The organism is Mycoplasma sp. 613B (genome assembly GCF_054343485.1).
On record NZ_JBTGVH010000022.1, the window covers coordinates 1 to 16,290 of the forward strand.

The 16,290-nt window shown below is 27.3% G+C and carries 14 protein-coding genes; 10 read left to right on the top strand and 4 right to left on the bottom strand.

Annotation, left to right across the window (positions count from 1 at the left end):
* Nucleotides 1–200: 200 nt before the first annotated feature.
* From ACXX87_RS03480 to ACXX87_RS03505, 6 genes are all read left to right on the top strand, one after another.
* Nucleotides 201–1,172, top strand: coding sequence for a phosphate acetyltransferase (locus ACXX87_RS03480; protein WP_458573282.1), 972 nt, complete (start codon nucleotides 201–203; stop codon nucleotides 1,170–1,172).
* A gap of 1 nt (nucleotide 1,173) precedes the next feature.
* Entirely contained in the window at nucleotides 1,174–2,379 is a 1,206-nt protein-coding gene (locus tag ACXX87_RS03485; RefSeq protein ID WP_436359090.1) for an acetate/propionate family kinase, read from the top strand.
* Nucleotides 2,372–2,800: a pantetheine-phosphate adenylyltransferase gene (gene coaD, locus ACXX87_RS03490; protein ID WP_436359091.1), complete on the top strand. Its 429-nt coding sequence runs from the start codon at nucleotides 2,372–2,374 to the stop codon at nucleotides 2,798–2,800. The genes ACXX87_RS03485 and coaD overlap by 8 nt, the downstream gene beginning before the upstream one ends.
* Nucleotides 2,801–3,358, top strand: coding sequence for a ribosome biogenesis GTP-binding protein YihA/YsxC (gene yihA, locus ACXX87_RS03495; protein WP_458573283.1), 558 nt, complete (start codon nucleotides 2,801–2,803; stop codon nucleotides 3,356–3,358).
* A gap of 158 nt (nucleotides 3,359–3,516) precedes the next feature.
* Nucleotides 3,517–4,164: a LemA family protein gene (locus ACXX87_RS03500; RefSeq protein ID WP_436359093.1), complete on the top strand. Its 648-nt coding sequence runs from the start codon at nucleotides 3,517–3,519 to the stop codon at nucleotides 4,162–4,164.
* 6 nt (nucleotides 4,165–4,170) lie between these two features.
* Nucleotides 4,171–5,250, top strand: a complete 1,080-nt coding sequence (locus tag ACXX87_RS03505; RefSeq protein ID WP_436359094.1) for a hypothetical protein — start codon at nucleotides 4,171–4,173, stop codon at nucleotides 5,248–5,250.
* Between the two features lie 30 nt (nucleotides 5,251–5,280).
* Here ACXX87_RS03505 and ychF read toward each other — a convergent pair whose 3' ends face one another.
* Genes ychF through rpsF form a run of 4 tightly spaced genes read right to left on the bottom strand, consistent with a single transcriptional unit; the run spans nucleotide 5,281 to nucleotide 7,656 of the window.
* Nucleotides 5,281–6,384 (bottom strand): redox-regulated ATPase YchF, encoded by a 1,104-nt coding sequence (gene ychF / locus ACXX87_RS03510; protein WP_436359095.1) that lies wholly within the window; start codon nucleotides 6,382–6,384, stop codon nucleotides 5,281–5,283.
* A gap of 48 nt (nucleotides 6,385–6,432) precedes the next feature.
* Nucleotides 6,433–6,678: a 30S ribosomal protein S18 gene (rpsR, locus tag ACXX87_RS03515; RefSeq protein ID WP_436359096.1), complete on the bottom strand. Its 246-nt coding sequence runs from the start codon at nucleotides 6,676–6,678 to the stop codon at nucleotides 6,433–6,435.
* 16 nt (nucleotides 6,679–6,694) lie between these two features.
* Nucleotides 6,695–7,192 (bottom strand): single-stranded DNA-binding protein, encoded by a 498-nt coding sequence (locus tag ACXX87_RS03520; protein WP_436359097.1) that lies wholly within the window; start codon nucleotides 7,190–7,192, stop codon nucleotides 6,695–6,697.
* A gap of 14 nt (nucleotides 7,193–7,206) precedes the next feature.
* Nucleotides 7,207–7,656: a 30S ribosomal protein S6 gene (rpsF, locus tag ACXX87_RS03525; protein WP_436359098.1), complete on the bottom strand. Its 450-nt coding sequence runs from the start codon at nucleotides 7,654–7,656 to the stop codon at nucleotides 7,207–7,209.
* 287 nt (nucleotides 7,657–7,943) lie between these two features.
* Here rpsF and rplU point away from each other — a divergent pair, with 287 nt between their 5' ends.
* From rplU to ACXX87_RS03545, 4 genes are all read left to right on the top strand, one after another.
* Nucleotides 7,944–8,243, top strand: a complete 300-nt coding sequence (rplU, locus tag ACXX87_RS03530; RefSeq protein ID WP_436359099.1) for a 50S ribosomal protein L21 — start codon at nucleotides 7,944–7,946, stop codon at nucleotides 8,241–8,243.
* A 6-nt stretch (nucleotides 8,244–8,249) separates the two neighbouring features.
* Entirely contained in the window at nucleotides 8,250–8,507 is a 258-nt protein-coding gene (gene rpmA / locus ACXX87_RS03535; protein ID WP_436359100.1) for a 50S ribosomal protein L27, read from the top strand.
* 131 nt (nucleotides 8,508–8,638) lie between these two features.
* On the top strand, nucleotides 8,639–12,304 hold the full coding sequence (gene rpoB / locus ACXX87_RS03540; protein WP_436359101.1) for a DNA-directed RNA polymerase subunit beta: 3,666 nt from the start codon (nucleotides 8,639–8,641) through the stop codon (nucleotides 12,302–12,304).
* On the top strand, nucleotides 12,304–16,290 hold a 3,987-nt coding region (locus tag ACXX87_RS03545), incomplete at its 3' end, for a DNA-directed RNA polymerase subunit beta' (protein WP_458573284.1). The genes rpoB and ACXX87_RS03545, both read left to right, overlap by 1 nt.

Here is a 16,290-nt window from a genome sequence, read left to right on the forward strand (position 1 = left end):
TATCATTAAATTAACACATATTTATAAAAAGTGACATTTTATATCTGTAATTACAAAAAATAAAATAACTTTCTTTATTTTTTATTAATTTCTATAAAAAAACGAAAATAATTCTTTTATTGAATTTATTTTCAATAATAAAGAAATAGTTTTTTAAAAAAGTATTATAATTTTTATTATTAAATAAATAAGGAGAAAAAATGTTTTTTCAAAAAGAATTAGAAAATAAAATTGATATAAAAAACAAAGAATTAAAATCAAAAAAAACCATTTTACTAATAGATGGAGAAGATCAAAGATCTATTGATGCGGCGGAAAAATTAGTTAATACTGATTTAGTAAATGTTATTTTACTTGTAAATAAAGAAAATAAAAATGTTTCTTCTAAAATTCAACAAGAAGTAATTAGTTCTTCTAAAAAGGAAAAATACGCAAAATTATTTTTTGAAGCAAGAAATGGAAAAGAAACAATGGAATCTGCTCAAAAAAGTTTAGAAAGCAATCCTTTTTATGGAATGATGATGTTAAAAAACAAAGAAGTAGATGGTGTAGTTGGTGGTTTAAATTACACAACAGCCAATATTTTAAGAGCTGGTTTTAAAGTGATTGGTCCTAAAAAAGGAATAAAAACTATTTCATCTGCTATGATAATGCATAAGGAAAATGAAAAATTTATTTTTTCAGATATATCTGTAAATATAAAACCAAATTCAGATCAGTTGGCTGAAATTGGTTTAAATGCAAAAGAATTTGCAAAAAATTTAGGAATAGAACCAAAAATTGCTTTCCTTTCTTTTTCAACAGATGGTTCAGCTGTTAGTGATGAATCTAAATTAAGCTCAGAAGCAACTATTAAATTTAATGAATTAAGTAGTGATGTTAAAGCTATTGGTGAAATTCAATTCGATGCCGCTATTAGCGAAAACGTAAGAAAAGCTAAATATAAAAAAGAGTCATATGACGGACAAACTAATGTGTTTATATTCCCTAATTTAGATGCAGGAAATATAGGATATAAAATAGCACAAAGACTTGGAAATTATGGAGCAATTGGTCCAGTTATTACAGGTATTGCAGAACCTGTAAATGATTTATCTAGAGGATCAACTGTAGAAGACGTTTATAACACAGTTTTAATTACAACATTACAGACTTTTAAAGAGGAAAAATAATATGAATAAAAAAATATTAGTAATAAATGCTGGTTCTTCATCAATGAAATGATCATTATTTAATAAAGAAGATTTTAAAGTTATAGCTTCAGGAATCGCAGAAAGAGTTGGGATAGCTAATTCTTTTATTAAAATGTCATTTGGTGATAATGATATTAAAAAAGAAGTTGAAATGCAAAATCATAAAGAAGCAGCAAATAAAACACTTGATTTATGACAAGAAAATAAAATTATTAATTCTTTAGATGAAATTGAGTTAATCGGATTTAGAGTAGTTCATGGTGGTGAATATTTTAAAGATTCTACAAAATTAACAAAAGAAGCAATTGAATTAATAGATGAATGTTCAAAATTTGCTCCATTACATAATCCTGGAGCAATCCAAGCAATTAAAGCTATGCAAGAAGTTTTACCTAATGCTAAAATGAGTGCTAGTTTTGACACAGCCTTCCATACTTCTATTCCTGATATTAATTCAAAATACGGGATTAATAAAGAATTTGCAGAAAAATACGGCATTAAAAAATATGGAATGCATGGAATTAGTCATAAATTTATTACATTAAAATTAGAAAAAATTTTAAATAAAGAAAAAATAAATTTTGTTAATTTACATATAGGAAATGGAGCATCTTTATGTGCTATTAAAGATTCTAAATCATTTGATACATCTATGGGATTTACTCCATTAGCGGGCATAATGATGGGAACAAGAAGTGGAGATATAGATCCGGCGATTCATGAATATGCAACCGAAGCTGCTAATATTTCTTTAAAAGAATTTACCAATTTATTAAATAAACAATCTGGATTATTAGGTGTTTCTGGTATTTCATCTGATATGAGAGATTTGGTTCAAAGATACAAAGAAAATGATCAAAATGTAATTTTTACTTTAAATTTATATATTCAAAAAATTGTAGATTATTTAGTTAACTACATTAATAAAGTTGGTAAAAAAATAGATGCATTAGTTTTTACAGCAGGAATTGGTGAAAATTCTAGTTTTATTAGAGAATTAGTTATTGAAAAATTAACCTTACCAAATTTAAATATTGAACTGGATAAAGATAAAAATAATGTTTCACCTTCAGAAATTAAAGATTATACATTAATTTCTTCTTCTAAATCCGACATTCCTGTTTATGTAATAAGAACTAATGAAGAATTACTTATTGCACAAGACGCATTAAAATTATATGAATAAAGCAATATTTGCAGGTAGTTTTGATCCTTTTCACGAAGGGCATTTAAATATTTTACAAAAAGCTTTAAAAGTATTTGATTTTATATATGTTGTAATAACTAGAAATCCAGATAAAAAGCAAATAAGTTCATTTCAAGAAAAAAAATCAATAGTTCAGCAAAAAATAGATAAACTTAAAAATGTAGAAATATTGATTAACGATAAAGAGTTGACTGCAGAATTTGCAAAAAAACTAGATGTTAAATTTTTAATAAGAGCAGCAAGAAATGATATAGACTTTAGTTATGAATTAGAACTTGCATATGGAAATAAAGAAATTTACAGCGAATTAGAAACAATTTTATTTTTTCCAGATGAAAAAAACCGAGAAATAAGTTCAACATTAGAAAGACATAAAAAAATTTATGATAAAGGATTTTAGATGTGAAAATTTATAGTATCTTCTTCAAAAAAAGAAAATTGATATTTTCATAAAGGAAAAGAAATTTGTTTTATAGGTAGATCTAATGTTGGTAAATCTTCTTTAATAAACGCTCTTGCAAACACAAAAATAGCAAAAACTTCAAATACTCCCGGTAGAACACAATTAATTAATTTTTTTGAAAACAACAACCAAAAAATAATCGTGGATTTACCTGGTTATGGATATGCTAAAATGTCAAAATCTCTTTCTGAAAAAATGTTCAATATGATTGAAGAATATTTTACTTTTAGGGAAAATTTAGATACTACTTTTTTACTTTTTGATTCTAGAATTGGATTAACTGATAATGACAAAAGTATGTTAGAATTTTTAGAATTTTTAAATAAAAAAATTATTTTAGTTGCAACTAAAATAGACAAATTAAACCAGTCACAATTATATAAAGTCAAAAAAGAAATCGAATTACTAAATAAATATGAATGTTTTTTTGTTTCTTCAACAAAAAAGAAAAATTTAAATTTATTAATTCAAAAAATGGATGAAATTTTAATGTAAAATAAAATCTATTTAATTGATATAATTTTATTAGTAGGATTATTTGTTCATAAAAAATCATCTTAGTTGAATATCAAAACAAATTTTACTACTGATTTAATTTATATAAAGTTAAACATAATTTAATAATATAAATATAAAAAAAAGAAAGGAAAATTATGGCAAATTTATTTAATCCAAATAATAACAATGAACCAAAAGGATTTGAACCTACAGTTGATAATAGTGCAAAAAAACCTGTTTGTTCAGTAGCGGCAAAAGTATTTTTCTGAGTTTTTGGAACATTACTTCTATTTTTTGCACCAATTTATTTCTTAGTTAAAAGAAATGGATTTTTAAGACAACAAAATGAAATCAATGAGGCAGCTGGTACAATCGAAACTCAATTAGCTAAACGTAGTGATACATTAATAAAATTAGTAGATCAAGTTAAATCACACAAAAATTTTGAACAATCTATTCTTACTGATGTAACTAAATTAAGAAATATGACTAAAAGTATTGATAATGCTTCTCAAGTAGAAGGTTTAACTAATTCAGTTTTAGGTAGATTGATTGCTGTTTCAGAAAACTATCCAGATTTAAAAACATCAGCACTTTATGGTGAATTAATGGAACAAACAAGTTATTTAGAAAGAGAAATAGCTGCAGCAAGAAGACTATATAATAGTAAAGTTAACACATTTAACACTTCTATTTTGGTTTTCCCAGCAACAGTTATATCAAGTTCATTACACTTAGAAACTTATCCATTATTCCAAGCAAGCGCACAACAAAGACAAGATGTTTCTATGAAAGATTTATAAAATTAGATGAAAACAATAGACAATTATAAAACATTTTCAGAGTTTCAACATATTTCAAAAGAAACAATTTATCCATTTATTAAAAATACAATAGATGAAACTTTTGATAAGACAAAAGATTTACAAGAAAAAATAAAAAAAGCACATTTAATTTTTTCTATTTTTATAATCACAACACTAGTTTTACTTGGATTATCTATTTTATTTGTTGTTATTTGATTACTTCAAAAAAATGTTTCTTTAACAGTAGCTGCATTAGTTTTCTTTGTTTTAGGTTTAATAAGTTCTTTGGTAGCTTCAATATTTATGAAGAAAAAGAAAAATTTAATTTTGATGCTTCAACTTGAAATTCAAAAAAACCTCAATGTTCCTTCTATTTATAAAGAAAGCATTAAAGTTTTAGATGAAACCTATGATTATAAAATAAATAAAGAAATTGACGAAAGTAATAATTTTAGTTTAGATAAAAGACACATTGAAGAAGTTCAAAGTGATTTAGCAAGAAGCTATGATAAAGTTGTTTTAGAAAGCAAAACATCAATTAAAAGAGTTTTAATTAATCAAAAATATCCTGTTGTTTTTTTAAACTTAAAATGAAAATGTATTGATTATGCTAAGAAAAAAGGGGATAACGATAGAGTTACATACGTAGATAACGGTATTATGCAAATCGATACAACAGTGCTTGGTGATAAAGGTTTTGCCTTTGAATTATTTAGATCATCTTTTTTTAGTAAAAAAAACATAGAGAAATTAGAAAATAAAGATTTTGTTAAAACATTTTCTCCACGTTCAAATAACGAATTAAAAATAAGACAAATGTATACACCTCTTGCAATGGAACTATCACTAAAGAGATATCATGATAAAAACGGTGTTCAAATTACAGGATTACATTTATTATCATCAGGATCTAGAATTTATTATACTTATAATTGTAGTTTTGGTTTTATGGAACTAGATTTTCCAAAATCATCTGATAAAGTTAAAATTTTAAATAAAGTTTATAATGATATATTAGTTGATGTTTATTCTCTATATTATCTAATTTCATTGATTAATAATACTACACTTTATTTACAATAATAAAAAAATGAGATTTAAGTATCTCATTTTTTATTTTCCAAATTTAAATAAACAAATATCGCCATCTTGCATTTCGTAATTTTTTCCTTCTAGACGCATTTTTCCTTGTTCTTTAGCGTTTTTTTCACCACCATTATCAATATAATCACTATAACTAATTATTTCTGCTTTTATGAATTTTTTTTCAAAATCGCTATGAATAATTCCTGCACATTGTGGTGCAAACATTCCTTTGGTGAAAGTTCAAGCCCTAACTTCTTTAACACCTGCTGTAAAATAAGTTGCTAAATTTAAAAGCTTAAATGCTTCTCTTGTTAAAATTTCAAGTCCTGAATATTCTAGTTTATATTCATCTAGAAATATTTGTTTATCTTCGTCATTTAATAAACTAATTTCATATTCTAATTGGATAGAAATAGGAAGTAATAAATTATTGTAAGAATCAACAAGAGTTTTAAGATTATAAAAATGCTTATTATTCAAAGGATTTTCTATATCTTCTTGAGAGATATTTCCAACATATAATATAGGTTTTAATGTTAATAACTGGTAACCTTTGACAATTTTTAATTCTTCTTCTGATAAATTAACGTTTCTTGCTGGAATATTATTATCAAATGCTTTTTTGAGTTTTAAAGCAACTTGATATTCCGCCTTTACATCTTTATCACTACTATTGAGTGCTTTCTTTTCTACCCTTTTAATTACATTTTCAATTACTTGCATATCAGCAAGTAATAATTCTAAATTAATTACTTCCACATCGTTTTTAGGATTTATTTCATTTGCAACATGTAAAATATCTTTGTTTTCAAAGCAACGAACAACTTGAATAATTGCATCTACTTCTCTTATATTAGATAAAAATTTATTACCAAGACCTTCTCCTTTAGAAGCTCCTGATACTAACCCTGCTATATCAACGAAAGTAAAGGTTGTTGGCAAGATTCTTTCAGGATTAACAAATTTTGCAATTTCGTTTAATCTTTTATCTTTTAATTCAACTATTGAAATATTTGGTTCAATAGTTGTAAAAGCATAATTTGCTGATTCAGCTTGCACTTTTGTTAATGCAGAAAACAAAGTGGATTTTCCTACGTTAGGTAATCCAACTATTCCGGCTTTTAATGACATATTTCTCCTTTAAAAAATCTTTAGAGTATTGCTCTAAAGATTTTTATATTATTTTCTAATTCTTTCAGATACGAATGGTAATAATGCAATAATTCTTGCTCTTTTGATAGCTGTAGATAATAATCTTTGATGTCTAGAACATGTACCAGTTAATCTTGAAGGATGAATTTTTCCATGACTACTAATATATTTTTTAAGTAATTCTGTGTTTTTGTAATCAATATATTGCATTGATTCTAAACAAAAATTACAAGGTCTTTTTTTGAATTGTTTTTTTACTTTACGATTAATCATTTTTCTCCTTAGTTAATTATAAAAAACTTTCAACATCTCAATCTGTTTCTTCTTCATCATCATTTAAAGTAGTTTTTTCTACATTATTTTTTGATGAATATTCTGAATTATTTACAGTTGAAAATGTTGGTTCTGCAGGATTTGTTGCTGAAACAGAAGGGTTATTATTAATATTTTTTCTTCTATTTTCGCTTTCTTGCTTGCTTTCTAATAAAGTTACATTTTCAGCAGAAACTTCATTTGAAGTAACGTTTTGTCCTTGATTATTAACAAAACTATTTGTAGCAAAGGAACCTTCCACAAGGATTCTAGAACCTTTTGATGCATTTCTTGCTAAAAATTCAGCACTATTTCTTCAAACTACAACAGGTATAAAATCAGTAATTTCATTGCCATCATTAGTTGAATATCTTCTTGATACAGCAACTGTTAATCTTAAATAACTAATATTAGATTTAGTTTTATTTAATTCTAAATTATTCGCTATTCTTCCTATTAATATAACTTTATTCATTGCAAACTCCCTTATTATTCTTTATTTTCAGTTTTTTTTGTAACTCTTGTTCTTTTAACAACTTTTTTTTCTTCAGCTTTTGTTTCTTTATTTTGTTCTGAATTTTCAGAATTAGAATTTTCTTTTGAGTTTTGTTGATTTTTAAAGAATGAAAGTTTACGTTTTTTAGGTTTTACTTTTCTATTTAAACCTTTTTCTGTGTCTAAGTTAACAACAAGACTTCTTCAAATTGTTTTTTGAATGTTTGTTTTTCTAACAAATTCAGCAATTTTGCTTTCTTCTGATTCTACATTCATTAAAACAAAAATTCCTGTTTTAGATTTATTGATTGGATAAGCTAACTCAGTTCTTTCTAATTTGTCTACACTTTTAACACCATTTGAAAAAACTTCTTTTGCAATTTTTTCTGCTAATGCAACATCTTCTGTTGGTGCTAAAATTAGCATAATTTCGTATTTTGCCATTTTGGCTCCTTTCGGTCATCAGGATCTTTTTTCAAGATCAAGGAGTATATATTAGAAATACTCTTTTGAATTATATAATATTTTGCTTAATTATCTATTAAATTTGTAAAAAGATTTTACTTAAACATATTTTCTTATACAAAATATAATACATTTTTTTATTATATATTAATTAAAAAGTGTTATAATTAAATAGTTACTTGTGTAACCATTCTAAAAAGGTAGTGACTAAAAAGTCCAATCATTTATAAAATGAACCTCAAAGATGAGCCATATGAGGAGGAAGCATGTTTGCAATAATCAAAACTGGTGGAAAACAACTTATTGTTAAATCAGGAGATACAATTTTTATTGAAAAAATTGATGGAAACGAAGGAGACAAAGTTTCTTTTAACGAAGTTCTTGTTCTTGATAAAAAAGTTGGAACACCTTTTGTTAAAGGTGCAGTTGTTGAAGGTGTAATTGAAAAACAAGGAAAAGCTAAAAAAATCGTTGTTTATCGTCACAACCCTAAATCAACTCATAAAAGAAAATTAGGTCATCGTCAACCTTATACTCGTGTAAAAATAACAGAATTGAAAGGATAATTTAAAATGGCAAAAACCAAAGCTGGTGGTTCTACTAGAAACGGTAGAGATTCGATAGGTAGACGTCTTGGTGTTAAATTAAGTGATGGTCAATTCGCAACTGCAGGAGCAATTATTTTCAGACAAAGAGGAACTAAAATCTTCCCTGGAAATAATGTTGGCCGTGGAAACGATGACACATTATACTCACTAATTGACGGATATGTAAAATTCGAAACAAAAAGAAACAGAAAAGTTGCTTCTGTTTATGAAGAAAGAAAATAGAAAAAAAACTTAAAAAATAACTAGATTTAATCATCTAGTTATTGTTTTATTCTGTTTAATGTAAATTATGATATAATTCCATAATCATTACTATTAAATATAACACAAAATTAATTAAAAAAGGAAGAAAAATGGAAAAAAAATTCAAAATTAGAAAATTTGGACCAATAACTGAAAGAAGAGATTATTCAAAAACTAAACATACGTTAGAAACTCCTGATTTTCTTGAAACACAAAGAAAATCATTTAACTGATTTTTAACAGATGGTTTAGATGAATCATTGAATAAAATTTACCCTATTGTTTCTGCAAATGGAAAAATTGAAATTCAATACATACCTGGTTCAGTAAGAGTTGAAATTCCAAAAGATGAATTTCAAGCAATTAAAGAAGCAAAACAAAAAGGAACATCTTATACAGGGAAAATAGTTGGTTCTTTAAGAAAACATACTGTGGAAACAGGAGAAATTGACGAAAGTACAGATATTATTTATGGAGAAGTTCCTTTAATGACAAGTGGTGGTACTTTTATCATAAATGGTTCTGAAAAAGTTATTGTTGCTCAGTTGATTAGATCTGCTGGGGCATATTTTGGTAAAAACGTTCGTAATAAACAAGCGGATGACTTGTTTAACAAAGTTGAAATTATTCCACAACTTGGATCTTGAATTGAAATTTTCCACAGAGTTACAGGTAACTCAATTGATACAGTAAAAATTAGAATTGATAAACATAAAAACATTCCTTTAACCACTTTTTTAAATGGTTTAGGTTTGAAAAAAGAAACAATGTTACAACTATTTGGTAATTCAAGTGTTTTAAAAGAGTCAATTAAAAAAGAAAAAATCGAATCCAGTAAAGATAATTTAGAGTTAATTTATAGAATTATTAGAAAAGGAGATAGAATCACCGATGAAGCTATTTTCAATTTAATTCCTTTAACTTTATTTAATGACAGAAGATACAATTTATCTAAAACTGGTAGATACATGTTGAATAGAAAGTTAAATTTAGTTGAAAGAATTTTAGAAACTTATTTAGCAGAAGATTTAACAAATGACAAAGGGGAAATTCTTTACAAAAAAGAAACTTTTATTACTCCAAAACTTGCTTTAGAAATTCAATCTCAATTTGATAAAGGTATCTTAAAAACAGTAGACATTCCAGATATTACTTCTCAAGTTTATGGAAAACAACTTGATATAAATCCTTCTTTAGAAAAAAGAACAAAAGTAATTATGGTAAAAGTATGACCAAACAAAAGATCTTTAGAAAATGGCAAAGATCCTATTTTAGTTATTGCAAACGATCCTACTTCTACAGAAATGCATTTATTAATTTCTGATATTATTGCAACCATTTCATATTACTTTAATTTAATTGATAATTTAGGAAAAGAAGATGATCCTGACTCACTTGTTAATAAAAGAATAGTTGGAGTTGGTGAATTATTACAAAACCAATTCATTGTGGGACTTACTAAACTAGAAAAACACGCAAAAGAAAAACTATCTACAAAAGAAATGGATAAAATTACACCTAAAAGTATTCATAATAATAAACCAATTTATAACCAATTTAAAACATTTTTTAACTCTTCAAAATTATCACAATTTATGGATCAAATTAATCCACTTGCTGAAATTGCAAACAAAAGAAGAGTTACATCTCTTGGACCTGGAGGTTTAAATAGAGATACAGCTCAATTTGAAGTTCGTGACGTTCATGCAACTCATTACGGAAGAATTTGTCCTATTGAAACACCTGAAGGACAAAACATTGGACTTATTTTAAACCTTGCTTCTTATTCGAAAGTTGATGATTACGGATTTATCCAAACTCCTTATTATGGAGTTGAAAACGGAATCATTAACTATGATAAAGTTTACTGATTAACAGCAGTGCAAGAATATGGTTTTAAATTTGCTCAATCTTCTGTTGATGTTGATGAAAATAACAAAATTTTAGGGGATAAAATTACTGTTAGAAAAGATCACGAATATTTAATTGTTAAACCTGAAGAAGTTGATTATATTGATGTAGCTTCAAAACAAATGACTTCTATTGCTGCAAGTACCATTCCATTTTTAGAAAACGATGATGCTAACCGTGCATTGATGGGCGCAAACATGCAAAGACAAGCAGTACCATTAATTGAATCTGAAACTCCACTAGTTGGAACTGGTGCTGAATATGATGTTGCAAGATATGCTGCAACCAATTTAAAAGCAAAGAAAGCTGGAGAAGTTGTTTTTGTCGATTCACAACAAATTAAAATAAAAAGTAGTGACAAAATAAACGAAATAATCGATTATAATTTAAGAATTTTTGAAAGATCCAATCAAGGAACTGTTATTAATCAAAAACCAATAGTAAAAGTAGGGGATAAAGTTGAAGCAGGACAATTAATTTGTGATGGTCCTTCAACTAAAAATGGAGAATTAGCTCTTGGTAAAAATGTGCTAGTTGCCTTCTCTACATGACATGGATTCAACTTCGAGGATGCTGTTATTATAAGTGAAAAATTAGTTAAAGATGATGTCTTTACTTCTATTCACATTGAAGAGCAAACTATTCAATTTAGAGCATCAAAAGCAGGAGATGATATTCTAACAACAGATATTCCAAATGCTTCTTTACGTTCAAAAAGACATTTAGATGAAAACGGGATTGTTCGTGTTGGTTCTGAAGTAAGTACAGGAGATATTCTTGTTGGTAGAACCAGTCCGAAAGGAGAAGATAATCCAACTCCTGAAGAAAAATTAATGAATGCAATTTTTGGTAATAAATCTTCAAATCAAAAAGATACATCATTAAAAGTAAAACACGGAGATGCTGGTACAGTTATTGATGTGCAAATTCTTTCAAGAGCACAAGGGGATTCACTGGAAGACGGAATTGATAAAATTGTTAAAGTATTTATTGCTCAAAAAAGAAAAATAAAAGTTGGGGACAAAATGGCTGGTCGTCACGGAAACAAAGGGGTTATTTCTCTTGTATTACCAGTAGAGGATATGCCATACTTAGAAGATGGAACTCCAATCGATATTCTATTAAATCCACAAGGGGTTCCTTCACGTATGAACATTGGTCAAGTACTTGAATTACACCTTGGAATGGCTGCTAGAAAACTTAATGTTAAATTTGTTTCTCCTGTATTTGACGGAGTAAAAAATAACGACATAACAAATGTTTTAAAAGAAGCTAACTTACCTACTTCTGGTAAATTTAAACTATACGATGGAATTACAGGAATACCATTTGACAACGAAGTATCAGTTGGTGTTATGTATATGTTAAAACTACAACACATGGTCGATGACAAAATGAATGCTCGTAGTGTTGGACCATATTCACTAATTACTCAACAACCATTAGGAGGTAAATCTCAAAATGGTGGACAAAGATTTGGAGAAATGGAAACCTGAGCATTAGAAGCATTTGGTGCATCTACTGTTTTACAAGAATTATTAACATATAAATCTGATAACATTCAAGGAAGAAATATTCTTTATAATGTTTTAGCAACAGGAGGAAAAATTCCTAAACCTGGAATGCCTGAATCATTTAACGTTTTAGCTTATGAATTAAGAGGTCTTGGAATCAAATTAGAAGTGCACAAAAAAGAAAACTACCTAAAAGACGAAGAATTTGAACAAGATTTTAGTAGTTATGAAGAAAATAACATTAGTATTGAAGACGAATTTTCACCAGAAATTATTAATGATTATAATTTAATTAGTGAAAAAATTGATACTCATGAAAATAATTTTGAAGAAGAAGAAGGAGATTATTAATGATTAAGAAGGAACCAAATAAAATTACAAGAAAATACGCAACAATTGATGAAAATTCTATTGATAAAATTTCACTTTCTCTTGCTACTTCTGAAGATGTTTTAGAATGATCACATGGTGAAGTTACTAAACCAGAAACCATTAATTATAAAACATATAAACCAGAAAGAGAAGGGTTATTCGATGAGTTAATTTTTGGACCTATTATTGATTATAAATGTTCAATTTGTGGAAGAAAATATAAAAAATCCAACGAAGGAACTCTTTGTTCTGCAACAGATCAATGTAAGGCATTAAAATCTGAAATTTTACCAAAAATTTCTAGAAGATCAAGAATGGGACACATTGAGTTACAATCACCAGTTGTGCACTTTTGATTTTTCAGAATTGATCACTCAATTATTTCTAAATTACTTGGAATAAAAACAGAAGACTCAAATAAAGCAGTTTCTAAATCATCATTAGAATCCTTAATTTACTATAAAGCTCACATTATTTTGGAATCTGGAGACATCAAAGCATTACCAAAAAATCAAATTATCGAACTAAATGAAGCTGGAGTTATTTATAGAGATGCATTAATTGAAATTCGTTCCCGTTATAAAGAAGGAACTGAAGCTTATGAAGAATTATCAGAAGCTTTAAAAGATTTAACTGAACTTGCATCTTCCAAAATTGGTAAAGAATACGGAATTGATTTTTATGAATTAAATGAAATTATTGAAGAGTATTCAGATGCTAAAATTTCTACCGGTTCAGCGGCTATTGAATACTTATTAAAAAATATTAATCTTGAAGAAGAAAGAGATAAAGTTAAAAAACAAGTTGATGAAATTCAGCAATTAAGTCCTGAAAAACAAACATCAACAAAAATTCAAGAAAGAGATAAATTGTATAAAAGATTACAAGTTATTAACTCTTTTATTAACTCTCAACAAAAACCAACTTCTATGTTAATTAAACATTTACCAGTTATTCCTGCTGATTTAAGACCATTAATTCAATTAGATGGTGGAAGACACTCAACTAGTGATATTAACGAACTTTATCGTCGTATTATTATTAGAAATAACCGTTTAAAAGGATGAATGGAAAAAGATGCTCCAATCTTGATAATTCAAAATGAATTAAGAATGATTCAAGAAGCTGTAGATGCATTAATTGATAATCAAAGAAGAAGTCCTTCTCCAGTTTCGGCTAAAGATGGAAGACCATTAAAATCTATTTCTGACGCTTTAACAGGTAAAAAAGGGAGATTTAGACAAAATTTACTTGGAAAAAGGGTTGATTATTCAGGGCGTAGTGTTATCGTTGTTGGTCCAAATCTAAAAATGAACCAAGTTGGTATTCCACGGGAAATGGTTGCAAAACTATTTGAACCATGAATTATCAAAAGATTAACTGAGCGTGAATTAGCTTCTTCAATTAAAAGTGCTAGAAAAATGATTGAAGAATTAAATCCAATCATTTGACCACACGTTGATGAAGTTATTAAAGGAAAATTAGTTCTTTTAAACCGTGCTCCTTCATTACACCGTTTATCAATTAGAGCTTTTGAACCGATTTTAGTTAGAGGGCGTGCTATTAAATTGCATCCGCTTGTAACAGCAGGGTTCAATGCTGACTTTGATGGTGATCAAATGGCTGTTCACGTTCCTATTTCTCCTGAAGCAATTAGAGAATCTAGAGAATTAATGTTTGCAAATAAAAACATTCTTGGACCTAAAGATGGTGAACCTATTGTTAACCCTTCACAAGATATGATTCTTGGTTTATACTATTTAACTAAAGAAGAACAAGAAGAAAGCGGTAGAAAAGGAGAAGGAAGATATTTTGCAGATTACGATGAAATGATGAGAGCTCACGAAGTTGGTGTTGTTTCATTACACGCAAGAGTTGCTTTACCTTTTGAAAAAGTTAAAAAAACTTTAGAAACTTCAGTTCAAGGATACGTAGTTTCTACAGTTGGTAAATTTATTTTTAACAATGCTTTTCCAGATAATTTCCCATTTGTTTTTGACACAAATGTAGATAATTTATATGCAGATCAACAAAAACAATTAGAAAAATATGTTATTAAAAAACATGGAAACATTCCTGAATTTATTAAAGCATTACCATTAAATGAACCACTAAACAAAAAACATATTGCTAAAATAATAAGACAAACTTATGACAATTTTGATATCGTGGTTTCAATGGAAGATGTAGCTTCTGTTGTTAAAAAAATAAATTATGAAAATTATAAAGATGTTTTTCAATATTATTCAGAATTAATTGATTACAAAAATGAAATAATTTCTAGCAAACATGCTTCCAATTTAACTAAATTTACAATTGAAGAATTTGAAAACATATATAAAAGAGTTAAATACAGAAACAATAACATTGATAGAGAGTTAGAAAAAGAAGAAAAAGCAGAATTATTGGAAAAAATTTGATTTAAATATACAAATTTAGTTGCTGAAATTCTAGATAAAATTAAAGATTTAGGTTTCACATATTCAATGCTTTCAGGTACTTCAATTTCCATTGGAGATATTAAATTAGCTCCAAGAAAAGATGAATTTATTAAACAAGGTGAAGAACACACTGCTAAACTTAATAAATACTTTAGAATGGGAATGTTAACCGATGATGAAAGATATATTTTAACCATTGAAAAATGAACCAAAATTAAAGATGAAATTCAAAAAGACTTAAATACAGTAACTTTACAAGAACCAAATAACCCTATTTTTATGATGATGAAATCAGGAGCAAGGGGAAATATTTCTAACTTCGTTCAATTAGCTGGAATGCGTGGATTGATGGCTAATAACGTTAAAACATTAAAAGCCGATGCTGAAAATGAGCGTGTGGTACGTTCTACTGTTGAAGTTCCAGTTAAAAGTTCTTTCCTTGAAGGATTAACTTCTTATGAATTTTATTCTTCAACTCACGGTGCTAGAAAAGGGGGAACCGATACTGCTCTTAACACAGCTAAATCAGGTTACTTAACTCGTCGTTTAGTTGATGTTGCACAAAATATTGTAGTAACTCAAAAAGATTGTGGTTCAGACTTTGGGTTTTTAGTAAAAGAAATCATCGATACTAAAACCAATTCTACAATTGTTTCTTTATACGAAAGAATTGAAGGAAGATATACTAATTCACCTGTAATTCACCCAGAAACAGGCGAAATCATAATCGAAGATAATAAATTTATTACTCCTGAAATTGCACAAAAAATTATTGATGCTAACATAAAAGAAGTAGATATCCGTTCTATTTTAAGTTGTCACACTAGAAATGGTGTATGTAAAAAATGTTACGGAAAAGATCTTGCAACCAATAGAATTGTTGCAATCGGAGAAGCTGTAGGGATTATTGCTGCTCAATCAATCGGTGAACCTGGTACACAGTTAACAATGCGTACATTCCATACAGGAGGGGTTGCTGGGGTTGAAGATATTACAGGAGGTTTTGCTAGATTGATTGAATTAATCGATGCTTTTGAACGTCCATGAGGAAAACCAGCACAAATTTCTCCAGTTAAAGGTTATGTAAAATCTATTGATCAATTAATGGATAAAGAAAGAAATCAAACAGATGATAAGTTAGTAAAAGTTGCTTATATAAATAAAGATGGTGAAGAATTAGAAAAAGTATTCCATGTCCCTGTAAATAGAAAATTAAGAGTACAAGTTGGTGATTCTATTACTCCAGGACAAAAAATTACAGAAGGTCCTATTATTTTAAAAGAGTTACTAAACTACACTGATGCTCGTAAAGTACAAAATTATTTATTAAAAGAAGTACAAAGACTATATAGAATGCAAGGAATTTCCATTAGTGATAAATATATAGAAATTATTATTCGTCAAATGCTTTCTAAAATTTTAATTACTGATGCAGGAGATTCAAACTTATTTGTTGGATCTTTAGTTGATATTTTTGAATATCAAGAAGTTAATGGAGAATTACTATCTCAAGGAAAAAAACCT